The organism is Leptospira langatensis (genome assembly GCF_004770615.1).
Classification (GTDB): domain Bacteria; phylum Spirochaetota; class Leptospiria; order Leptospirales; family Leptospiraceae; genus Leptospira_B; species Leptospira_B langatensis.
The window spans coordinates 678,349-700,619 of the sequence record NZ_RQER01000004.1 but is presented as its reverse complement, the minus strand read 5'-3'; the positions used below and the strand labels follow the sequence as shown (position 1 = coordinate 700,619).

Annotated in this window: 18 protein-coding genes and 1 pseudogene; 9 read left to right on the top strand and 10 right to left on the bottom strand. The window is 44.0% G+C overall.

From position 1 onward, the window contains the following. The first annotated feature begins 8 nt into the window (after positions 1-8). The 3 genes from EHO57_RS07420 to EHO57_RS07410 all read left to right on the top strand — a co-directional run bounded on the left by EHO57_RS07420 (position 9) and on the right by EHO57_RS07410 (position 3,048). Positions 9-881, top strand: coding sequence for a M50 family metallopeptidase (locus tag EHO57_RS07420; protein WP_135644336.1), 873 nt, complete (start codon positions 9-11; stop codon positions 879-881). Then, a complete protein-coding gene (locus EHO57_RS07415; protein ID WP_425460769.1) occupies positions 874-1,809 on the top strand; it encodes a UDP-glucuronic acid decarboxylase family protein in 936 nt (311 codons plus the stop codon). The genes EHO57_RS07420 and EHO57_RS07415 overlap by 8 nt, the downstream gene beginning before the upstream one ends. A gap of 75 nt (positions 1,810-1,884) precedes the next feature. Further along, positions 1,885-3,048: a Re/Si-specific NAD(P)(+) transhydrogenase subunit alpha gene (locus EHO57_RS07410; RefSeq protein WP_135644334.1), complete on the top strand. Its 1,164-nt coding sequence runs from the start codon at positions 1,885-1,887 to the stop codon at positions 3,046-3,048. Here EHO57_RS07410 and EHO57_RS07405 read toward each other — a convergent pair. From EHO57_RS07405 to EHO57_RS07390, 4 genes are read right to left on the bottom strand one after another with little or no spacing between them, the layout of a single operon-like run. Next, positions 3,001-3,531, bottom strand: a complete 531-nt coding sequence (locus tag EHO57_RS07405) for a phosphatase PAP2 family protein (RefSeq protein WP_135645432.1) — start codon at positions 3,529-3,531, stop codon at positions 3,001-3,003. The genes EHO57_RS07410 and EHO57_RS07405 overlap by 48 nt on opposite strands. A 34-nt stretch (positions 3,532-3,565) precedes the next feature. Further along, positions 3,566-4,885, bottom strand: a complete 1,320-nt coding sequence (gene hisS / locus EHO57_RS07400) for a histidine--tRNA ligase (RefSeq protein WP_135644332.1) — start codon at positions 4,883-4,885, stop codon at positions 3,566-3,568. 6 nt (positions 4,886-4,891) lie between these two features. Beyond that, complete coding sequence (locus tag EHO57_RS07395) at positions 4,892-6,046, bottom strand: DUF1577 domain-containing protein (protein ID WP_135644331.1); 1,155 nt, start codon at positions 6,044-6,046, stop codon at positions 4,892-4,894. A gap of 9 nt (positions 6,047-6,055) precedes the next feature. Continuing rightward, positions 6,056-8,128 carry an OmpA family protein gene (locus EHO57_RS07390; RefSeq protein ID WP_135644330.1) on the bottom strand — a complete coding sequence of 691 codons (2,073 nt, stop codon included), beginning with the start codon at positions 8,126-8,128 and terminating at the stop codon, positions 6,056-6,058. Positions 8,129-8,209: 81 nt separating this feature from the next. Between EHO57_RS07390 and folP the strand changes: the two genes are divergently transcribed. Continuing rightward, positions 8,210-9,082, top strand: coding sequence for a dihydropteroate synthase (gene folP / locus EHO57_RS07385; protein WP_135644329.1), 873 nt, complete (start codon positions 8,210-8,212; stop codon positions 9,080-9,082). Here the strand turns inward: folP and EHO57_RS07380 are convergent. After that, positions 9,079-10,104, bottom strand: a complete 1,026-nt coding sequence (locus EHO57_RS07380; RefSeq protein WP_135644328.1) for a tetratricopeptide repeat protein — start codon at positions 10,102-10,104, stop codon at positions 9,079-9,081. The two genes, folP and EHO57_RS07380, sit on opposite strands and share 4 nt — an antisense overlap. Next, on the bottom strand, positions 10,058-10,966 hold the full coding sequence (locus EHO57_RS07375; RefSeq protein ID WP_135644327.1) for a tetratricopeptide repeat protein: 909 nt from the start codon (positions 10,964-10,966) through the stop codon (positions 10,058-10,060). The genes EHO57_RS07380 and EHO57_RS07375 overlap by 47 nt, the downstream gene beginning before the upstream one ends. A gap of 103 nt (positions 10,967-11,069) precedes the next feature. Between EHO57_RS07375 and mpl36 the strand changes: the two genes are divergently transcribed. Next, complete coding sequence (gene mpl36, locus EHO57_RS07370; protein WP_135644325.1) at positions 11,070-11,975, top strand: RlpA family plasminogen-binding lipoprotein MPL36; 906 nt, start codon at positions 11,070-11,072, stop codon at positions 11,973-11,975. A 138-nt stretch (positions 11,976-12,113) separates the two neighbouring features. Here the strand turns inward: mpl36 and EHO57_RS07365 are convergent, their stop codons facing one another. Both EHO57_RS07365 and cysE read right to left on the bottom strand, forming a co-directional pair. Then, positions 12,114-12,380 carry a hypothetical protein gene (locus EHO57_RS07365; RefSeq protein WP_135644324.1) on the bottom strand — a complete coding sequence of 89 codons (267 nt, stop codon included), beginning with the start codon at positions 12,378-12,380 and terminating at the stop codon, positions 12,114-12,116. Positions 12,381-12,479: 99 nt separating this feature from the next. Beyond that, complete coding sequence (cysE, locus tag EHO57_RS07360; protein ID WP_135644323.1) at positions 12,480-13,193, bottom strand: serine O-acetyltransferase; 714 nt, start codon at positions 13,191-13,193, stop codon at positions 12,480-12,482. A gap of 141 nt (positions 13,194-13,334) precedes the next feature. Here cysE and EHO57_RS07355 point away from each other — a divergent pair, with 141 nt between their 5' ends. Further along, positions 13,335-14,279, top strand: coding sequence for a site-2 protease family protein (locus tag EHO57_RS07355; protein WP_135644322.1), 945 nt, complete (start codon positions 13,335-13,337; stop codon positions 14,277-14,279). After that, positions 14,276-15,724 carry a Vgb family protein gene (locus EHO57_RS07350; RefSeq protein WP_135644321.1) on the top strand — a complete coding sequence of 483 codons (1,449 nt, stop codon included), beginning with the start codon at positions 14,276-14,278 and terminating at the stop codon, positions 15,722-15,724. The genes EHO57_RS07355 and EHO57_RS07350 overlap by 4 nt, the downstream gene beginning before the upstream one ends. Here the strand turns inward: EHO57_RS07350 and EHO57_RS07345 are convergent. After that, positions 15,714-17,024 carry an MATE family efflux transporter gene (locus EHO57_RS07345; RefSeq protein ID WP_135644319.1) on the bottom strand — a complete coding sequence of 437 codons (1,311 nt, stop codon included), beginning with the start codon at positions 17,022-17,024 and terminating at the stop codon, positions 15,714-15,716. The two genes, EHO57_RS07350 and EHO57_RS07345, sit on opposite strands and share 11 nt — an antisense overlap. A gap of 103 nt (positions 17,025-17,127) precedes the next feature. On the opposite strand from EHO57_RS07345, the gene EHO57_RS07340 reads away from it, so the two are divergent. Beyond that, on the top strand, positions 17,128-19,566 hold the full coding sequence (locus tag EHO57_RS07340) for an ArnT family glycosyltransferase (protein WP_135698312.1): 2,439 nt from the start codon (positions 17,128-17,130) through the stop codon (positions 19,564-19,566). Here the strand turns inward: EHO57_RS07340 and EHO57_RS07335 are convergent. Beyond that, the gene (locus tag EHO57_RS07335) at positions 19,563-20,861 is read right to left on the bottom strand and encodes a dicarboxylate/amino acid:cation symporter (protein ID WP_135644316.1); all 1,299 of its coding nucleotides are present in this window, start codon (positions 20,859-20,861) and stop codon (positions 19,563-19,565) included. The genes EHO57_RS07340 and EHO57_RS07335 overlap by 4 nt on opposite strands. A 184-nt stretch (positions 20,862-21,045) precedes the next feature. Here EHO57_RS07335 and EHO57_RS19065 point away from each other — a divergent pair. Further along, positions 21,046-21,352: pseudogene (locus tag EHO57_RS19065) on the top strand (HAMP domain-containing protein); the annotation flags it as partial. Positions 21,353-22,271 lie beyond the last annotated feature (919 nt).

Below are 22,271 nucleotides of genomic sequence, written 5' to 3'. Positions count from 1 at the left end.
AATATAGTATGGAGAATCGGTTTCTTCGCCTCGCACTCTTACTTGCTATCGTAGTCACTCTTCTTTCCTATTGGAATCACGGATGGGTTTCTTATTTGAAGGACTTTGTGGTTTTGATCCATGAGGCAGGTCATGCGATCGCAACTCTGATCTCTGGCGGCTCTGTGCAGATGATAGAGCTACAAGGAGATGAGGCGGGCCAAACGGTTGCTTCTCCTATGTCCGGAAAGAGTCCCTTCGTTTTCGTTGTATCCGCGGGCTATTTGGGATCTTGCTTAGTCGGTGGCTTTCTGATCAACCGAGGCTTCAAAGGAAACTTGGTTCGTCCTACTCTTCTTCTTTTAGGCGGAGCAGTTCTGCTTCTCACATTGAAATATACTACAGCTGGTGGACTCGCTCAAAGGACCGGACTAGTCTGGGGCATTTTGATACTCGTAGCTTCCTTTCTTCCGTTCGGATGGGACCGGATCATCACAGTATTCTTAGGGACTAGTGTGAGTCTCTATAGTCTTTACGATCTCTTGGACTTCACGGACAATATACAGAATACGGACGCAGGCATCTTGGCTCATTGGGCAACCGGAACTGTGCCTGGAGGAGCGGTCCCTAAATCGGTTCTCTTCTTGGGATATTTGATTGCTCTACTCTGGTCCTTTTTTAGCGTATCCATCATATTCTTTTCATTGAAACGTGCGGTTGGTCCTGCCTCTGCTCCTGTTGAGACTTCCGGTTTTGAAGAAGGAGCCGTCCCTGGCATGGACACACCTTTCCCTGGTGAAGTAACACCTGAAGTAATGGAATGGTTTCTAAGCAGAGGCTTGGATCTGAATGGCAAGCCTTTACCGCCGGAATTTACGAATATAGAGAGAGTTGATGGCTAATAGAGTTCTAGTAACCGGCGGCGCTGGGTTCATCGGTTCACATCTTTGTGAAAGACTCATCCAAGAAGGAAACGAAGTAATTTGTGTGGATAATTTCCACACCGGAAGAAAGAAGAATATAGAAAAACTCCTTTCGAACCCTCGCTTCGAATTGATCCGACACGATATTACGGAAGCGATCCGATTAGAAGTGGATCAGGTTTATAACTTTGCATGTCCTGCGAGTCCCATTCATTATCAATCTAACGCGATCAAGACCATTAAGACAAATGTACTTGGAACAATGAATATGTTGGGCCTTGCTAAAAGAGTAAAGGCCAGGATCTTACAAGCGTCAACAAGCGAAGTATACGGAAATCCATTGGAGCATCCTCAAAAAGAGACCTACTGGGGAAATGTGAATCCGATCGGGATCCGCAGTTGCTACGATGAAGGCAAACGAGTCGCCGAGACCCTTTGCTTTGACTATCACAGAAATCATAAAGTAGATATCAGAGTCGTCCGTATTTTCAATACGTACGGACCTCGTATGCTTCCGGATGATGGCCGTGTTGTAAGTAATTTCGTGGTCCAGGCATTGGCAGGAAAAGATATCACCGTTTATGGAGACGGTTCTCAAACAAGATCCTTTTGTTATGTCGACGATCTGGTGGATGGGATTATCAAGATGATGAATACCCAAGACTTCAACGGGCCTGTTAACTTGGGCAACGATGGAGAATTCACCGTAAAAGAACTTGCCGAACTAGTGTTAAAAGAGACTGGCTCTTCTTCTAAGATTGTTTATAAAACACTTCCTCAGGACGATCCAAGCCGTAGAAAGCCTGATCTGACTTTAGCCAGACAAAAACTAGGTTATGAACCTAAAGTGCCTTTGTTAGAAGGAATTCGGAAAACGGTCGAATACTTCAAAAATCACTTGGATTAATCGTTCGCCAAGAAAATCTGGACCTACTTTTCCCCTAAACTGGGATCAAACCGAAAAAACTTTCGAGTAGGCTGTATGAATATCGGAGTATTGAAAGAAGCTAAGGAAGAAACAAGGGTTTCCGTAACCCCGGACGTCGTAGACGCTCTGAAAAAAATCGGCGCTTCTGTTATTGTTGAAAAAGCTGCCGGAGAAGGCGCATTTTTCTCGGACGAAGATTATAAGAAAGCCGGAGCAAGCATCGCTTCTAGAGCTGATGTTGTTAAGAGGGCTGATATTCTAGTAAGCATTCATTTGGCTGACGGAGCCACTCTTTCTAAGATCAAGAAAGGCTCTATCTATTTAGGTATGTTCCAACCTGCGGTAAATCCTCAGGTAATTAAGAAGCTTTCTTCTCAAAAAGTAACTGTAAGCAGCTTGGATGCGATCGCTCGTATCACTCGCGCTCAGTCCATGGACGTTCTTTCATCCCAAGCGACCGTGTCCGGTTACAAAGCAGTTCTTATCGCTTCTACTCATCTCACTCGATTCTTTCCGATGTTGACTACTGCAGCGGGAACTATCACTCCGGCTTCCGTTCTGATCATCGGGGCAGGGGTTGCAGGGCTACAAGCAATTGCGAGCTCTCGCAGGTTAGGCGCGGTTGTAGATGTATTCGATACTCGTCCCGAAGTAAAAGAGCAGGTCCAATCCTTAGGCGCTAAATTCGTAGAAGTCGAAGGTGCGACTCACTCCGCTGCTGCGGGTGGTTACGCTGTAGAGCAAACTGAAGAATACAAAAAACGCCAACAAGAAGCGATCGAGAAATTCGCTTCCAAAGCGGATGTAATCATCACGACCGCTTTGATCCCTGGAAGAAAAGCTCCAATCATTATCACTAAGAAGATCGTGGATAGAATGAAGGCCGGATCCGTAGTAGTGGACCTCGCTTCTCCAAACGGAGGAAACTGCGAGTATACCCAACACGGAAAGACTGTTCTTACCAAGAACGGAGTTTCTGTGGTTGGTCACTTGAATTTGGCAGGCTCGCTTCCTTCCGATGCGTCCAGGATGTTCGCTAAGAACGTATTAAATTTCTTGAAACTACTTGTGAAAGAGAAGAAGATAAATCTGGATCTGAACGACGAGATCATTTCTTCCACCACAATTACTTATGATGGAGAGATCCGTCATAAGCTAACTTTGGACGCTTTAGGTGGTTCCAAAAATAGCGGGAAGAAGCCAGCGGCCAAGAAATAGGCCAAGGCTTCCGAAGCAAGTTCCAATTACCCAGCCTCCGATCACGTCGCTGGGGAAATGATGCAGGGATAATAATCTTCCTATCCCTGCCATCAGACTCAAAACCAAAAACCATTCCGGAAAACCGAATAGAAATACAAGCACCAGGGCCGCAGTCATGGAATTTGACGCGTGAGCCGACGGGAAGGAATGTTTCATGTCCGGATTCTGATCCACTTTTCCGGCGACAGTGATCAAAGGTCTCTTTCTGGAGATGATCTTTTTCAATGCCAAGACGGATCTATCGTTCGCATATGCGATCAAGCCTGCATATGGAATTACGATCCACCAAGGATAAGGTAGCAGATGATTCCAAGCCGCATAAGCCAGATAAGGAATGATCAAAAGAAGCATCATCTCTCCCCGGTTGATCTGAGAAAGAATACGATTCAAACGCGGGCCATGAATATTCTCTCGAATGAACAAAGCAACTGCATAGTCCATTCTTTCAAATAGGGAAAGCTTATCGGAGATTGTCTTATCCAAGCAGGGATTTCCTTAATACGGAAATAAGTTCTGTTCTAGAAACCAAATCTTGAGAGCCAGAAATAATGTCTTTGATCTGGACTTTGTTTTCCGCCACTTCCGATTCTCCTAGAAATAATAGGAATTGATAGCCTTTCTTTTCCGCGGTTTGGATCTGTTTTCCAAGTTTCGCGGATTCCAACATGGTCTCCACTCCGATCCCTTCCGCTCTTAATTCTGCTGCGAGTTTCAAGACTTCGGGAAAGAGTTTCTCTTCCATGATCGGGATGAGCACGGCATTCTTTTTGTTCAGGTCGGGAATGAGTTTATGTCCTTCTAAAAAGTTTTTGAAGGTCACATCTCCCAATCCGAACCCTATTCCGGAAAGTTGATCATTGGAGAAGAGGCCGATCAGATTATCGTAACGCCCTCCGCCATACAAGGATCTTCTGTTCTCAGGATTGGTATCGAATACCTCGAAAATGCATCCGGTATAATAATCAAAACCACGAATGATAGAAGGATCGAATTCTAGCTGATCCTTTACTCCCAGGCCTGCTAGATCGGAGAATAAATTCTTTATAAATTCAACAGAAGAAGGATCGATGCCGGGCAGATCACCTACTGTATTCAGATTACTATCTAGATATTTATAGATCAGATCTAATTGCTTGCTCGGGTTATCTAATAGTACTTTGATCTCTTCTTCGAATGCTTCTTTGCTGATCTTGGCCTTCTTATCCAAAAGCTTGGAGACTGCTTGGGATTTTTCAGCAGCGAGACCCAGGCTTTTGCCCAGGAAGGAATCCAAAATCCCTCTATGAGAGACTTTGATCTGATAACTTCCCTTTGGAGCTCCGAATTTCTTCAAAATGGAATCGGCGATCAGGATGATCTCTACTTCGGCTCTATATGAATTCACACCGAAGAGATCCACATTCAGTTGCCAGTGTTCTCTTAAACGGCCCTTTCCCGGCTGCTCATATCTCCAAAGATTGGGAATGGAAAACCAACGGATCGGCTTTGCAAGATTTCGCACTTCTCCGGCAACCATTCTCGCAAGAGTGGGAGTCATCTCCGGACGGATCGCAACACGGCGTTCTCCCTTGTCCACGAAATCGTAAAGTTGTCTCTGTACGATCTCTTCCCCGCTTTTTGCCTGATATAATTCGAAGGATTCTAGAATGGGCCCATCGTATTCTTGGTACCCGAAAGATTGGACAGTCTCCCGCATCACGGAAAACATCCAGTTTCGAAACCTCATTTCATCGGGATAAAAGTCTCTCGTGCCCTTGTAAGGGGCAGTGGGTAAAAAGGATTTTTGTTTTTCCAAAGCCTGTTAGACGCTCTTAATGAAGCTTAAATTCTTCTTTAATAGAGTCATATTCGCCTTGGCATCGTTGGAGCCAACTATTTCTGCACCGACCAGATAAATTTCCCCGATCTGAGAAATATGTCGGATTTTGAATGCGAATCTCAGTGGCGCTTGCATCTTGAAAGTCAGGTCTGCAGTAAAGAACGGCTTGTGTAAAAAGGATTCCACTAATTGGGATTCGGTGACTTCTAAAAGGATCCCTCCTTCGGAAGCATTGATCACATTCTGACGAACATCAAGATCAACAGTATTAGAGTCTTCTATCCTTTCGTTAAATACTTCTTCTAACTCGGCGTACTTTTTAAGAATAGCAGGATCCAAAGTCCTATCCTTCGTCTCCGCATAACCGAGAGCCACAAGCTTAGGTCCAAGAGGATCTTTGTAATAGATAGGGTATATAGCAAAAGAATGGATCTTTCCCATTCGGAAGGCTTTTAATCTGTCTTCTAGAATCAGTTCTTCTTCTAGTTCTTTCTTTAAATCGATCACATCGAATCCGTTCGCTTCTTCTTTAGAAATTGGTTCGAGTGAGAATGCTTCCTTTACAAAGATGATCTTACCAGTGCGTTTTGCAAGTTCTTGTTCCACATTCAATTCTCTTCCCGAAGGAAATACGAGTCTTGAGTAAGGATATTCGGCTAGGATATTTTTATGCAGATCCGTTAAGAGGATTTGTCCGGAAGTTCCCAGGACCTTGGTGGAATCTTGTTCCTTCTTTAGCATATGAAAGCGATGCGCGACAACTTTGCCTTGCAGTCCTTCTACTCTTGGCATGATCCTTCCGTCTTTCGCGATGCGGATGTACTCAGGAATGCAAACGACTACGCCGTCTTCTTGGTTCACGGATTCCACTTTGAACCCGATCTCCATATGCTTGCTTAAAGTCTTATATACTGTGAGTTCGCCTTCTTCGTTTACCTGCTCCGGATCCAGTCTGAGCAGCATTTTACCATCCGGAGTGGTTTGCAGGATATGTAATTCCTGTTTATAAGGATTCTCTTTCAAGAAGAGTCCGTTATTATGTACGTACTCTTTTAATATATATCCGATCTTTTGAGGATCACGGATCGTATCCCAAACTCGAGGTGATTGTAGGAAGGAACGGTATTCGACTTCCATCTGAACTCCTTATAGTTTGCGGAAGTCGACCCTCCTGTTTTTAGCTCTACCATTTTCGGTAGAGTTATCAAAATCGGGTCTGGAATACCAATATGCTCTCGTTTTCAATCGAGTCGCTTGGATCCCCTTGCTACGAATATAATCGTAAACTTTCCGCGCTCTGTTCCCGCTTAGTCGGGTGTTATATTCTTTGGAAGCAATATTATCAGTATGGCCCCCAATCTCTATTTTATCGGACGGATTCTTCTTGAGATAGTCCACAATTAGATCGAGCTGTTTGCTATGAGCATCCGTTATGTCGGTCTTATTGAATTCAAAATAAAGCTTAGTACTTAAAACAACCGGTACGTCCGATTCTTTTCTCAGAAAAATCGTGATTGTAGATCCGGGTTTAAGATCTTTTCTAATTACGTTTACACTTTCGGAAATATATTTCTCAGCCTTGGCGAAAATTTCGAAGTCGGTGTCAGGAATCATTTCAAAATGGAAATTTCTTGACGAACCGTCGTATTTAAGCGCTTCTCCCTGTCTGTTCTTAGGAGTAAACACTGTAGCGAGCGCTCCAGGTATTGGCTCTTTAGTGGTGGCATCTAACACCGCAACATTAAGTCCCTTTGCGTCACCCGTTACTGAAGTAACTTTTCCTTTCTCTTCGTCTTTGATAGGAAGAAGAACATAAGTCTTGTAGATCTTTTTATTTCTCTCTACATTTCCTCTCAGATCTAGTTTGTCCTCCGTAGGATAAAATCCAGGAGAAGAAATTTCCACCTTATACAATCGTCCTGTCTTCAGAACAGTTTTGAAGTTCGTAGGATTTCCTTTGGAAAGGTCTCCTCCTATTCTACGAGAGGTGATCGTTCTAGGAGGTCCAACCGTATCGATGATCTTGATTGTTGCATCCAATCCGATCATAGTCGGCTCGGAACCGTCCAAGACCAATCCTTGGAAGGAAACATCGTAAGAGTTCCTCATATTCTCCGGGACTTGAAAGCGATAGATATCGTATTGGCCCAATCCTCCCATTCGATTGGAGGAAATATAGGCCCAAACCCCTTCCTGGTCGAAGGAAATCCCTTCGGAATCGATTCCCTCGGAATTTTCTAAATTGAAAGGATGTGGAAGTTTCTCTAAGCTTCCCGGGTCCGGAACAGGATAAGGCAGATTTGTTTTTCCGGTAGTTAATGTATCTTCTGGATCTTCCGTATCCGAATCGCCGGGGAGATTCAAGAAAACCCTAAACAAAGAAAACTTCTTTCTATCGTTCTCCCTATTTGTGGAAAAGAAGAGTTGTTCTCCATCTGGATGAATATAAGGAAGGATCTCGCTGGATTTAGAGTTCACTTCAGAGCCCATATTGATCGGAGAAGACCAAGTACTTGTAGAAATATTTCTATGACTGATCCAAAGATCGTATTCTCCGGATCCGCCTGGGCGATCGGAAGAGAAAACCAGATACTTTCCGTCGGGAGAGATCGCGGGCATTTTTTCGTTAAAGTTAGAATTGATCTCGGGGATCCCTATAAGATCGCTCCAGCGTTTTGTCTTATCGTCACGTTTTGTATAATAAATATCTAATGCATCCAGACCTTCTCTATCCGCTCTTACATTGCGAACGGAAGTGAGAAAGATCTCTAGAGGATTTCCGGATTCGTCGAAACGAATGGAGATCCCTCCTTCGAATTTATCCGTATTGAATAGCTTGGATTTCTTTTCTCCGGCTGGGAGTTCGTTCTTATTCCTTTCCCAAATATCTTGGTTCAAGTTTACCGGCTTTCTCCAATCCGCTTCTCCATCCCTTTTCTTATAGTTTGCATTTTCGGAAAGCCATAGATCCGATTCTCCTTCTCCGCCCGGGCGATTGGATTGGAATACTAAGTATCTTCCATCAGGACTGATGATCGGATTGTACTCGTCATTCTGAGTGTTCAGAGGAGATCCGAAATTTCTTTCCAAGAGACTAGGAATAGGCTGCGCCTCTCTATCCGAGGGAAGAAAGGAAATGAAAAGAATTCCGGCGAGGATAGAATATAGAAGATTTCGCGATCTCGCGTTGCTCGGATTCTGGAGATTGGAAAAAAACATCGGCGATCCTTTACTCGGAGAAAATCCCTGGATTTTCCAGCATTTGGTTTTAGTATCGGAAGAAGGACCGTAAGTATCAAGATGGAAACTAAGTCTGAACCCCTTCTTAAGGATGGAAATCCGCCCAGGATTCTGCCTCCAAGACCCATCCTATTCGGCGTTTTGAATATTACTTCGGACTCTTTCTCGGATGGGGGAAAATATCTCCAAGAGGACCAGGCGCTAGCCAAGGCAAGATCCCTCTTGGAAGAAGGGGCCGACGTGATCGATATCGGCGCCCAGTCCTCCAATGTGAAGGCCGCCCCGATCTCGCAAGAATTGGAATGGGAAAGAATGCAGGGCCTGATCCAAGAATTAAAAAAGCAGAAGGTTTCGATCTCCATCGATACTTTCCGTCCGTACGTGATGCGAAAGGCTTTAGAGTCCGGCGTGGACTATATCAACAATATCCGCGGATTTGTAGACGAAGAAAGCCTAAGACTGGTAAAAGAATTCTCTCATCTTCCCACCAAGTACATTGCTATGTTCTCCCAAGATCATGGGGATAAAGCGGATCGATCTTCTGATCTGACTCCTCAAACAGTATTGTTCCGGGTACTCGATTTCTTTCGGGAAAGAAAAGAGGCCTTTCAGGCTCTGGGCGTGTCCGAGGAAAAGATCATTCTTGATCCTGGCATGGGCTTTTTCTTAAGTCCGGATTTTAAGGTCAGCTTCTCTGTTCTTTCTAGAATCGATCGGATACTAGATGAGTTTCCTAGCCTCATGGTTTCCGTGACTAAGAAATCTTTCTTAGGAAATGGACTCGGGGGTTTGTCTGTGGAAGAAAGGGAGATCCCAACCGTCATCGCTGAGATGTATCTCTGGACCAAGGGAGTTCCTATGATCCGAACTCATTCCCCTATTTCTTTTTTGAGAGCGATGAAGACCTGGGAACTTACAAATACGGATTATTAACGACCAAAGATATTTCTATCCATTGCCTCTTTTCCTTCCGGAGTGAGGGTGGGAAAAAAATCTTCTTCTGAGAATTGCACTCCCTTACTTTTCAATTTTCTAAAATAAGGGAGAAGAGGAGAAACATCCGCTCTCGGATTCTTGGCGAGTAAACAGGATTTCCAGAGTTCTAAAAAGACGATGGATTCCTTTTCGGATTCGGGAGCTTTTTGGATCCACTCCAAAGCTTCGGAATAGCGTCTCTTCTCATAGTAAGCATGGGCCATATAGTATTCAAGCTCTGGGACTCTTTCTCCTGTTCCTGTAAGGCTGAGCCCAAAAACCAGAACATCGTCCCATTTTTCCAGAATATTGGCCATCTTCACCATGAGCCCTCTTGCGTTCTTATGATAGGGACTCTGTTGCAGGATCTTCTCTAAATAGAAATAGCTCTTAGACCATTCTTGTTTAGTGAAGAAATAATCTGCGAGCCCTTCCCAAGCATACAATTCTTGTCCTGGAATGGTGGAAAGAGCGTCTCTGAAAATAACAAGTTCCTCTTCCCTATTGGATCCTATGAGTAGGTTCTCGAATTTCTTTCTTTCGAGAGGAGGATTTTGTTTTAGAAAGTCCTCCATGAATTTCTTCGCGTCCGAAATATCATCCAATATATAATATAAACGTAATAGATTGAGAGAAGGGACCGGATTGTTCGGAAGAAGTTTCTGGGCGGAGATAAACTCTGCCTCCGCATCATCCAAGAGTGAGTTCCGAACGAATAGGATCCCTAGATTGTTTTTATCAGGAGCAAGGATCGCCTTCCCTCTATGAGACTTGGCGGCCCAAGGAGTCTGGACGGATTCCACTTTTTCCTGGGTATAATCCGTAGCGGGAAGATATACGAAATATGGATCGCTTTCTATTCTTTCGTGATCTCGGATCGGATATTGGCAGGCGGAGAGTAGCCCTAACAATAGAACTAGATTTGCGCTCCTATTAAGAAGCTTCGGACGCAGGATTTTCTTGCAGATTTTTTTGAGCATAGAGCAGGTACTTTAAGGCACGTTCCGTATCTCCATGGAACAAATACATGAGGGAAAGATCAAGCGCGTCCTGGGCTTGGGGAGCTTCAAAATCCTCAGGACTTTCCTTGGACATGGTTAGCTTATCTTTGAACTCGTTCAGCTTTTTACGGGTGAGTACTTCCAAATTATCGAAGAAAAGTTTATCTTCTTTTTTCGGGTTCTGCTTTGCGGTCTTGATCGAGTCCGTGAATTGAACGAAACCGGGAGCGCTCGTGGTGACTTTCTTTAGGGCCTCGAAAGACTGTTTATAATTTCCGAGTTTGACATGGAGATCCGTGAGAAGGATCTCCATTCTCGCATCGTTCGGATTGATCTGAAGAGCAAGATTGGCTGCCTCTAGCGCCTGTTCCCATTTTTCCGTATCGAAATAGATGGTGGCCAGGGCCGCATGCGCGGTTTTATTTTTCGGATCTATCTTGATCGCATTTTTTAAGTAGAGTTCCGATTTTTCGGGTCTCTCCAATTGCTTGTAGCAATACGCAAGCAGGAGATGGGAATTCAGGTATCGTTTGTTTAACTCGAGAGAACTCTTTAAGGCTTTTACTGCGGCGTCCAGGCTTCCGAGTCTATATAGCTCTACGCCTAAATTATAATATAATTCGGGGGTCTTTCCTAAATCCAAGGCCTTTTGGTAGGTCTTGATGGCTTTTTCGGAGTCTCCAGTCCGAGAATACAGGGCTCCTAGGTTCAAGTAAGCCTTTTGGAATTTGGGATTCATTCCCAAGATCTCTATGTATACCTTAGCCGCTTGGGAGATCTTACCTTCCTTCTCGAATTTGAGAGCTTCGTTGAACTTTCTTTTGATATCGGCTTCGGCCATAAGAGGAATATCGACCGAATTTCCATAGAATACAACCTGAAAAAAACTTCAGGAAAAATTCAAAATCCTCCGAAAATAAACCATAGAGACAGAGGTCCAAGAAATGAAACAGATAGCCGCTATCTTTGCACTGATAACAGTAACGGCATGCGCATCTTCCGAAACTCGGAGAAGCATCAGCGCTTCCGGAGATCCATCCGAGATTTTCTTCGAGAAGGAAATCGCTCCTATGGACCAGGAGTCAAAGAAAGACCTACTCCTGGCAAAAAATTCCTCGAGCCAAAGAGGACTAGACGATCTTTTAGCGGATAATAAGCCGGTCAAGGCTACGACCCCTCCTAGACAACAAAGCAATACGGGAGAGTTCGACGAAGTTGGTTATTCTTCTTGGTACGGTTCTAAGTTCCAAGGAAAGCCGACTGCTAGCGGTGAGATCTTCGATAAGACCAAATTGACTGCCGCTCACCCAAATCTTCCTCTTGGTTCCGTAGTTCGGGTAAAGAATCTCGAGAACGATAAAGAGGTCTTAGTGAAAGTAAACGACCGTGGACCTTTCGTAAAAGACAGGATCATCGACTTATCCGAGAAAGCAGCCGACTCTTTGGAATTCAAAGACGTTGGGATTGCCAGAGTCGGTTTGACTGTAGTAAGCAGAGGCTCGGGCGCCGCTGAATCCGAAGACATGGAAGGTCTGGACGACGAAGACGCTTTATTAAAAGATAATAATAAACCTGAAAAGTTGACCCCTAAGAAAGTCGCTACTCCGGCACCGTTAGTAAAAGGAGCTCCTAAAGGACAAACGGTCCAAGTAGGGGTTTTCAGAAATAGCCGCTTGGCAGAAGATTATAGAAAGAACCTTTCTGCAGAATACGGTGAGAAGGTTTACTTGTTCGAAAGAGACGGCATGTTCGTTCTTCAAATGGGAGATTTCACTGATAGAGCAAAAGCCGATATCTTGAAATCCAAACTCAAAGAAGACGGAGTGGATTGTTTCATTCCTAAAAAATAAGAGTTTTATCTTAGACCTTAAAATGGAAAAGCCTCCGATCTCGGAGGCTTTTTTGTTTCTTCTCCCTAAAGCGTTCTACAATAGAGAACTTTTGGATCAGGGAGTCAATGAGTCAGTTTGGGATCGTTCCCGAAAAGCTTACGGCTTGCTGCTCGCTCGGCAACCCTGGATCTTCATTCGATTGTCGCAAATCGTCTTTGCCAATTGAACATAGGCAGGAGTACAGATCCCAACCCCTTGTCCGCAGCCGGCATCCGTAGCTAATAGTAGAGTGAAACACTCGTCGTAATTCTTTAGGTCACTTGCACACAGATCGTTATGGTTTACGAGAAGATTGCAATTGGAAATCGCAACCAGGACTCCCAGCGTTAGGCAGAATAGAACGGAAAAGAATTTGGATCTCATAACCCCTCGAGGACGATGCTAATCGTATATTTATTGTAGCGCAATCTTAAAGGGCCAAGACAGCTTGTCAAAAAAAATCCGAAACAATTGGTTTGGAAATTAAATTCCGTCGCCATGGATGAATTCGTTCAATTCATCATCTCCTTTCTTTTCGGCAGGTTTTTTCTCGGAAAGATTGACTCTCGCATAGAGTTCGTTTACTTCTTTCTGCAAAGTATCTACTTTTTCCACAAGAATGGAGAAGACCCTGGCCACTGGATCCGGAAGTTCTCCGTGATCTAGCATTCTTTCTCCTTCTTTTCCGAAATCGATCTTAGATCGTACTACTTTGCCTGGAACACCAACTACAGTGCAATCCGGAGGAACGTCCCTGAGTACCACGGAACCGGCGCCGATACGCACATTTGTCTCGATGACGATATTCCCTAGGATCTTGGCTCCTGCTCCGACGACCACGTTCTCTTTTAGAGTGGGATGCCGTTTGCCGCTTTCTTTTCCCGTTCCTCCGAGTGTGACCCCTTGTAGGATCAGACAGCCTTTTGCTATTTCGGCCGTCTCCCCGATCACAACTCCTTGGCCGTGATCTATAAAAATTCCTGGAGCAATTTTCGCACCCGGGTGAATATCGACACCGGTCAAAAACCTAGCGAATGTATTGATCATCCTTGGGATTAAGGGAAGTCCGATCCGATATAGTAAATGCGCGATTGAATGGAACCAAAGCGCATGCAAACCAGGATAACAGACTATGATCTCGATATATGATTTTGCGGCGGGATCGTTTTTTCGGATCGCTTTGATATTCTCGAACAATGTCTTATCCTAGGGAATGAGGATCGAAAAGATCCTGAAATGTAATTATGAATAAGCCTGAGGCTTCCGGTCGGTCTGTAAAGGAGGAATCGTTTTGAGAGTCTATTCGAGATATATTCTAGAGGAAAACGGATTAGAGCATTGAGCAGACCCAAGTACGGATTGCATATTTTATTATTCTTTCTGACCTTCTTAACTCTTACTTTCCAAGATACGATCTTCACGATCCCGTTCGAAAGTTCGGAGACGATTGCCCGTGTTTTCTCGGCTCAATGGCCATATTCAGTTTCTCTTTTGTTCATTATTCTCTGTCATGAGATGGGGCATTATCTGGCAGCGAAATTCTATGGGATCCGTTCCACTCTTCCTTATTTTCTTCCGGTACCATTTGCTCCAGTGGGGACGATGGGGGCGGTGATCAAGATCCAAGAACCGATCCGAAATAAGGTGCAACTCTTCGATATCGGTGTTTGGGGACCTGCAATGAGTTTGGTTCTATCCATTCCTTGTCTATGGATCGGTCTGAAATATTCTACACTGGTTTCTTTTGCTGAGAGGACTTCGGTCCTTCTTTCTAATTCGGATCTCGTGGATATCCGTTTTGGGAATAGCGTCTTTGTATATTTCGCATCTCAGCAGATCCTAGGGCCGTATGATCCGAATTTGTTCAGCGTGGAATATCATCCTCTAGCGTTTGCAGGCTGGGTGGGTCTATTGATCACTGCGCTGAACCTTCTTCCGTTTGGGCAACTAGATGGAGGACATGTGATCTACTCTCTTGTAGGAGAGAAATACAGAAGGTGGATCTATTATTTATTTTCCGCCTTTCTGCTGCTTGCGATCTGGAATTATTCGTGGATTGTTTGGGGATTACTCATCTATTACTTTATCCGAGTGGAACATCCTTATATTCCGGATGGCCCTTCTCCTTTGGATAAATACCGCAAGATTTTCGGATGGAGTATATTACTATCTTTGGTACTTATCTTTCCGATCTCACCCATTACAGTTGTTACCTCTGCCGGACTGCAGCCGAGTTTGGGAGAAGAACTTTGGCATGGTCTACTCAATTTACTGAACCGATGAAAAGAATACTTACATATCCGATCTTATTTTCTATCTTTCTATTCACTAGTCCGATCGCTCAAGCACAAGAAGAGACAGACATAGACATTCAACTCACCGAGAGTCCGTACGGACTCTCGTATGATGGGACTAATTTCTGGTTCGCGGATAGTAAGAGAAGAGCCATTATCAAGGTGGATCCTGCGGGCAGACAAGAAGCTTATAATTTGGGTATTCCGTTCATTGCCGGTTTGAATTTCGATCCAAGAGAAGGAAGAGTATTCGTGGCCAGCAAGAGAGTGGTCTTGAAAGTGGAGCCGAATACGGGAGGGGTTACGGAGAGGATCCAAGTCCCTATAGATAAGATAGGCGGCATTGCGAACTTTCAAAATTACTTATATATCCTGGATGCCGATTCGGGAAAGGTAACCGTTTACGATAAAGGGTCTCAGACTTTTTTAGGGGGCTTCTTAACGGATCGATCCGAACCGAAGGATATTTGCTTTGCAAGAGATAGTCTATGGATCACGGATTCTTCTGACGGAAATGTTTACAGATATGATCCAAACAGCGGAAAGATCACTGGTTCCATTCGTTCTCCTTCTAAGGATATTCGAGGGATCGCGATTGTAGGAAGTCGTATTTATGTGGTGGATCGTACCAGCAGAGAGGTTAAGAAGGTTTCCTTTGTGGAAACAGATCGTTTCCTTTCTTCCGGAGAGTCCACGTATTTGGTAAACGTTAAGATCAAGTATTCCTTGGATGAGGCAAGTCTCGTAGGAGGAGTCGTAGGGCTTCTTCCTCCGCCAACTACGGAACACCAAAGGATCCGAAATCTAAAGACCAAGGATCCCAAGTTCAGGGGAGACATGGTAATGGGGACTCGAGCCTTATCAAAGAAGCTCGGTATAGATGATCCGAAAGGCGCTCAAACACTGGAATATCATTTTGAAGCAAGAACTACGAACGTAAGGTTTTACGTTTTGGACGATTTCTTGAAGAAGAAGGAAGAAATTCCCGTAGATCTTTCACCCTTTGTTAAGAACAAGGTCTCCGTAAAAGATAAGGCTGGGAATTATTTCATAGATAAGATATTTGATGCAAGGCTATTCCGTTCTGATTGGGACGGACTGAAAAAATCCTTATTGGATTCCGGGATCCCGATCCGCCCGGTTAAAACATTATCTTTTTCTAATCCTTCTAAACCTTCCTTTACGGATACTCTGGATCTATATATTCCAGGGTTCGGTTGGGTTCCGATCTCTTCTATCAAACCCGAAAAAATCGAGTCTTCTCGCTCGTATCAAAAAGGAGAAGATGTAGTGGATCTGTATCGTAGCGAAGGATGGAATAATCTCCCTTCTCCTATTCTATTTAAGGCAAAGGATTCGGATTTTTGGAGGCCTCTTCCTGCGGAGATAGAAGTGACCCTCTTGCCAAAAGGAACAGACCTCTCTACAAACTGAGCGCTTTTCTTACAAAGAATTTTTTATATGCGATGATTCCAAGCGTTAGAGTCCTACCGAACATATAAGAAGTCAGGGAGAGCCAAAGGATATGGTTGCTTGCTTCTAACTTTCCCCAATAGGCGATCGGAAGAAAGAAGACTAAAGAGCTAACGACCATACTGTTCCTGAGAGTCTTTCCCTCAGACATTCCTAAAAAGAATCCGTCAAAGATAAATGCGGTCGCCCCCAAGAGTAAGACCGGCAGGATCCAATACCCATATTCTTGTGCTAAGAATACTACTTGTTTGGATTTACTGAAGAGCCCGAACATTCTTTCTGAAAATCCTAAGAACAAGAAGCAAAAGAAAAAGGAGATCGCAAATCCGGAGATAATCCCGAGTTTCAGGATCCTTTTTAATCCTTCGAAGTCCTTGTTCCCTTTTAGAGTTCCGGAGATCGTCTCCGTAGCGACTGCTGCGCCATCTATCCAAAACGCTCCGACAAGAATAAGCTCGTGTAGGATCGCGTTTGCCGCGAGAACCTCAGATCCCAAGCCGGAGCTGTAATTTCTAAAAAGACTAAAGGTACTGATCAGAAGAAGGGTTCGCATCAAAATATCCGAATTCAAGGACAATAAGGATCTAAACCCCGATAAGGAGAATATTCTAATTTTATCATATACTTCCCCTAATCTGGTCCTTTCTTTCGTTAGGGGAATTAAAAAGAAGATCAGCATGATATATTGGCTGATCGTAGTCGCATATCCTGCTCCTGCCGAATTCCAATGTAAGTAGAGAACGAACCAGATGTTCAAAAGGAAATTGGATAGGTTTGCAAGGATGGTAGCAGCAAGAACAATACCGCTCTTGCTTCTTCCTAAAAACCAACCCATGAGCACAAAATTGCAAAGAACTCCCGGTGCACTCCAAATACGGGAATGAAAGTATTCGTAACCGGAGGCCTTTACTTCTTCTTCTCCTTGTAGAAACGAGAAACCGATCTCTCCTATAAGATATTTCAGAAGGAGTAAAAGAAAACCTGCCAGGCTCGCGACTACTAAGGAGCGGAGAAGTATCTGAAAAGATTCTATTGTATTCCTGTTTCCTTCGGCCTGTGCGGTGAGTCCGGTGGTGCTCATCCTTAAGAATGAGAATCCCCAGAATAGATAATCGAATAGTACGTTAGATAGGGCGACCCCCGCCATAAATGTATGAGTCTCGAGTTGTCCTAAGATTGCGGTGTCGGCCAGTCCAGTCAAAGGAACAGTGAGGTTTGCGAGTATATTATAGAAGGTAAGTTGAAAAAACTTTTTGTCCAAGGAAAGGTTTCTTCCTTTTTTATCAGTCGATCAGGAAAGAACATTGCATTGGAACTTTCCGTATGTTATTCATGGTTTTGGCTTATTCTTCCAACTGTTTTGAATGTCGCAAATCTTCTTTTCCATTCTTTCTTTAGTATTCATTTATTTCGCTCATCTATTCCTTTTAGTAAAGGGAAGAAGTAGGGATCTAGAGAACTGGGTTCTATCTCTAAGCTCCTATCTTGCTTTGATCGGAATCATCGCTTTGATCACGATCGTTCTGAATATTTATAGCTTAGATAGTTTGTCCTTCGGTTTACTTGCGATCAATTTAGTATCGGGATACTTTGTTTTTCGGTCAAAACGAGATCGGAGCAATAATCGATCATCCTATCGGATCTCTCTTTCTTATGAGAGCTGTCTTCTCTTCCTTCTTCTTGGATTCACTGCGTATCTGTACTTTTTCTTTCCCACAGAATTTCTCTTGGGGGGAAGAGATCCCGGAGTCTATGCGATCTCAGGAGTGCAGATTGCAAAAAATGGAGGCTTGCATCTTTACGATCCCAACTTGGAAAAGCTCAGATCGATCTTAGGGGATTCGATTCTTCTCGGCTATCCAGGCATCTATTCCAATGCAGAGTTAGGACTTTCTAAGGAAATCGGTTCTCTTGCGATCCAATTCTACCATCTATTTCCTTCTTACTTAGCTATCGGTTACGATCTAGGAGGATTGGATGGCTTACTCCGAGTGAACTCTCTCTTTGGGATCTTATCCGTATGCCTTGTGTATTTGCTTGCTCGAAATGTATTGGGACGTATGGGAGGAATCGCTTGCGCAGCAGTATTCGCTCTGAATCCAGCGGAAATTTGGAGCGTTCGTATTCCTCTTTCCGAATCCGTAAGCCAATTCCTACTTTTATTCTCCTTTTACACGATCCATAAGACTCTCTATCAAAAGAAAGACTCTTTGCTCTTTTTACCTGGGGTCTTGCTCGGGCTAAATTCATTCAATCGAGTGGATAGTTTACTTTTGATCCCTGCTTTAGCCTTCTTTTCCTTTTATACATTTCTATTTGCTAATAAGCATTTTAAAAAATCGGTGTTCTTATTCTTTGGAGCTTCCTTCGTTTTTTGTTTAGGGATTGTATACGGATACATTTTTTCTAAACCGTATTTCTTGGATCTATGGAGAGAAGGATCACTGCGTACTCTTTCCGTCATTGGGGCCATATCGATTGGATTTGTTTTCCTAATTTCGATACTAAGGAATATCTCTTTTGTTGCAGGTTTTTCTTTTAAGGTCAAAGAATTCGTAAAGGAACGAAAAGCCTTCTTACGAGTTTTCTTTTTTCTATTCTTCTTTCTTCTCTTCGGATACGCTTACTTCTTGAGACCGATGCATTTTGCGATTTTCGGCCAGGGCCGAACATCCTCAGAACTTGCCCTGAACTCTCTGCCGATCTTTCTTTGGTACGTCCCGATTAGCTTCTTGATCATGGCAGCCTTCGGATACGATAGATTGCTTTTTTCTCATCCAAGGATCGGACATTTGCCTTGGGTATTTTCCGGGACCTTACTATTACTCGGTTATTTATATAATCCTAGTATTTCTCCGGATCATCTCTGGGTTTCCAGAAGATGGGTATTATTCTCTATCCCTGTTGTTTTACTCTTAGGGGGAATTGGTCTCTTCTCTTTTTCTTTATGGAGGGGAAGATGGAGACAGATTGGGATCGGGGTTTTGCTTCTAGTCAGTCTAGGGCATTCTTGGATGAGATCTCGAATTTTCCTGTTTACTCATATGTTAGATGGATTCCATACTGAGTTTCAAAAATTCTCCGAGACTCTGCCGACCGGTAACTCTGTATTCTTTACGACAGACGAGAACCTCGCAAGTATATTCAGTTTTGTTTATGGAAGAAGGACCTATCTTCTTTCGAATACGCAAGTCTTCCTTGGCCGGGCAGAAGGTTTGCTGGATGCTGGATTTCAACCGTATCTCATCCAGAGTACTGCTTATTTCGGGCAGCATCCGAATCTAAGTTTCCAAAAGATCACGGATCTGAAACTAAGAGGTTCTTATCCGATCCCCACCAAGGAGAGGTATCCGGATGCTCTTACGTTCATCAGTTTCCATCAGAGTGTTTTCCGGATCCAAAAGAACACCGAGGGAAAGCAATCCTTTGCTCCAACCTCTTACGAATGGAAAATGGGAGAAAGTGGATTTAAAACATACACCGGATATTTTGGAAAGGATCTAGAGATCTATTCCACTCGAAAAGAAGGTCCCTTGGTATACGGGCCGTTTATTTCCTTACCCAAAGGAAAGTATGAGATCGTCTTTCATGGAAATGATTTGGATCGAGCTCAGTTCCAAATCTCAGCAGATAGCGGAAAAACGGAACTAACTCTTTTGGAAAGATCGGATGCAAAGGAAAGTAAGAGCTTAGTGTTTAAGATCTCGGAAAATGAAATGAGAAATTTAGAGTTTAAGGTTCTAGTTCCCGGAAGATCTAACGTGGTAGTAACCAAACTTATCTTAAGGAAGATAGAGCCTTAAAGATCTTCTCGATTCTGGAATACATTGCAGGCGACTAGATCTCCGGTTACATTCACTGTGGTCCTGCACATGTCTAGGATCCGATCCACACCTAGAATGATCCCGATCCCTTCTGTTGGAATTCCTACTCCCGCTAGAATAGAAGCAAGGATAACGATGCCTAGCCCCGGAGTACTCGGGGTTCCGATAGAAGCGACCACCGTTGCGATCAGGATAAATGCCAGGCTAGTCGCGGTTAATTCGATCCCGTATACTTGAGATAGGAAAACAGTGGCAACTGCTTGGTAGAGAGCGGTCCCGTCCATATTCACTGTGGCACCCAAGGGTACGATGAACTCGGCGATCTTTCTGGACACTCCCATTTTCTCGATCGCTGTCTTGAGAGTGAAAGGTAGCACTGCTGCTGAGCTGGATGTGGAGAAGGCAAGTAATTGAACTTCACCCGCGTTCTTGATGAACCAGATCGGACTTTTTCTTGCGAGTAGAATTAGAAGCAAAGAATACATGACTAAGATCAGAACCAGTCCCCCTAGTACAGTTAGAAAGTATACTCCCAAACTTAATAAAACCTTAATGCCTATCTTTGCAGTGATCTGTGCGATCAGACCGAATACGGCGAAAGGCGCGATCCTCATGGCCCATTCTACAAAGATCATACTGGTCCTAAAAATCGCGTGCAACACAGGCAAGATATGGGTAGTGTGCTCTCTCTCTATGGATAAGAGGGCTATTCCTACTAGGAGACCCAAAAGGACAACTCCCAACATATCCCCACTCGCGAAAGTCTGGAACGGATTTCTGGGCAGAACAGAAATAATCAATTCGGGGATTTTCTCTATCGAAACTGGTTCGGAAGTATTCGCTACCTTGGCAGGGATCTGAGCTCTGGGGATCCCTGCAGGATCCACAAATCGTCCTGGCTCGACTATGCTAGCGAGAGCGATCCCGATAGATACGGCTAACGCTGTAGTAAATACGAAATAAAGAAAGGCCCGTACCCCGAAATTCCGGAGGTTCTCTAAAGTTTCCCCCGCATGTATCCCAAGTACAATGGAGCAGAACACCAGGGGGATCATAATGATCTGTAAAAGGATCAAAAAGAAATGCCCCGGCAGGCCTAACCAAGCAGCGATCGGTTTAGAGTACTTAACGGATATAAATTCGTTTTCTGGGCTGAGATAAAGGCCCACGATCAATCCGCCGGCCAAACCAAGTAGCACTCTAAACCAAAGTTTCTGAGCGAGAAGAAGTTTCAGATGAGATAGAAGACTCGGCTGTGATGGAGAGACGGACATACTCGACAGAATAGGAGTCGCTTTCTTATTTTTCTATTGATTTTTCCCTTTTCAAAATGATAGTGAAGGCTTAGCCGTTTTTCGCCGATATCTAGTCTCAAATTAGTAGGTCGGCAAACTAAAAATAAAGTTAGGCTGGAAGTCAGTTTCGTTCGCCGGTAATCGAAGCCGTCTATAGGAGTTTATGGGGTTAAATCCGATTTCTTGGGACCTGGTCCTTTTTAACTACTACTCGTTTGGAAGTTTATTGGTTACTTTAACCACTCTTTTTCTCGGGATTTTCTTTCTAACACTTAAGAACAGGACCATAGCCACTACTCATTTTGGTATAGGCTTCCTGTTTTTCGGCGCCTTCGAGCTTGGCTATTTTATAGCTGCGTTTTTATATCATCCGATTGCGGCTTATCACCGTTGGCTTACTGGAGGGTTGGTGCTTCCTGCGGTTGCCCACTTTACTCAGTTCCTTATCCGCTTTCCCGGGAATAGCAACCAGCGCGTTGCCAAATGGGTGCTGCTTGTAGAGTATTGTGTTATCGTAGTTACGGTTGCTCTTTTCGTTTTCCTAACCGCCAGCTCGGATAAGATCTACCACTTCACAGCGCATCATTGGGACTTCAATGCATTCGATGCAAGCCGTTATCTTGCTATCGTGATCGCTCTCTTCTGTTTCGTAGGATTCATTATAATTCCTTCATGGAGAGCCATAGTTACCAAGGATAAAAGAAGGCTCGCACTCCTAATGTTCACGATCGGGTTTCTGATCGCCGCGGTTTATCCAAATATCTCGAATTTCTTAAGTAGAGACGGAGAGATGGAACGTTCGACCTATATGACCTCGAATGTGATCTCCTTCCTCACTGCTTTCTCCTTCATGGCGATCGCATTCATTAACAATAGTGCCGAACGTACTACCTTCATGGTCAAGATCGTCGGGATCACTCTGTTTACCATTTGTTTGATCATGCAGGCTCTCGTTTATATTTCCAGCCAGGAGAAGGATGCGGAATACGATAGTTTGCGTATGGTGAATATAGAAAGAGCTCTAGAGAACGGGGTCAAGTCCCAGGACATAGAGTATGTCTTTCATTGGCAGGATAGCAAGGACGATCTGGACACCTCCGAATACGATCTTAAAAAAGAACTAAATCTAAGACAGGTGGGCGCGGACTTAAAGAACGTAACCATCTATGAAGAGATCAAAGGCCTAAAGGAAGAGAATTTCAGAAGGTCCATAAATTCTTTATTAGATAAAAGTCATACATACTTCGGCGGATACAAACGATTTATCAGAGAGTTATTGGATTCGAATCCACAGCTTTCTCCGGCCGAGACAAAAGCTTTGATCTTGACCCGCGCAGAAAACTGGAACAAGAGAGCCTTCGTTACCACGAATAAGTTAGAAGGTTTGGT

Bases quoted from the DNA above. Each gene is read 5' to 3' on its own strand.
- EHO57_RS07390 (WP_135644330.1), bottom strand. From the start codon at position 8,128: ATGTTTTTTTCCAATCTCCAGAATCCGAGCAACGCGAGATCGCGAAAT.
- EHO57_RS07420 (WP_135644336.1), top strand. From the start codon at position 9: ATGGAGAATCGGTTTCTTCGCCTCGCACTCTTACTTGCTATCGTAGTC.
- mpl36 (WP_135644325.1), top strand. From the start codon at position 11,070: ATGAAACAGATAGCCGCTATCTTTGCACTGATAACAGTAACGGCATGC.
- EHO57_RS07410 (WP_135644334.1), top strand. From the start codon at position 1,885: ATGAATATCGGAGTATTGAAAGAAGCTAAGGAAGAAACAAGGGTTTCC.
- EHO57_RS07405 (WP_135645432.1), bottom strand. From the start codon at position 3,531: ATGGACTATGCAGTTGCTTTGTTCATTCGAGAGAATATTCATGGCCCG.
- EHO57_RS07415 (WP_425460769.1), top strand. From the start codon at position 874: ATGGCTAATAGAGTTCTAGTAACCGGCGGCGCTGGGTTCATCGGTTCA.
- EHO57_RS07365 (WP_135644324.1), bottom strand. From the start codon at position 12,380: ATGAGATCCAAATTCTTTTCCGTTCTATTCTGCCTAACGCTGGGAGTC.
- EHO57_RS07380 (WP_135644328.1), bottom strand. From the start codon at position 10,104: ATGCTCAAAAAAATCTGCAAGAAAATCCTGCGTCCGAAGCTTCTTAAT.
- EHO57_RS07395 (WP_135644331.1), bottom strand. From the start codon at position 6,046: ATGGAAGTCGAATACCGTTCCTTCCTACAATCACCTCGAGTTTGGGAT.
- folP (WP_135644329.1), top strand. From the start codon at position 8,210: ATGGAAACTAAGTCTGAACCCCTTCTTAAGGATGGAAATCCGCCCAGG.
- EHO57_RS07375 (WP_135644327.1), bottom strand. From the start codon at position 10,966: ATGGCCGAAGCCGATATCAAAAGAAAGTTCAACGAAGCTCTCAAATTC.
- EHO57_RS07335 (WP_135644316.1), bottom strand. From the start codon at position 20,861: ATGTCCGTCTCTCCATCACAGCCGAGTCTTCTATCTCATCTGAAACTT.
- EHO57_RS07340 (WP_135698312.1), top strand. From the start codon at position 17,128: ATGTCGCAAATCTTCTTTTCCATTCTTTCTTTAGTATTCATTTATTTC.
- EHO57_RS07350 (WP_135644321.1), top strand. From the start codon at position 14,276: ATGAAAAGAATACTTACATATCCGATCTTATTTTCTATCTTTCTATTC.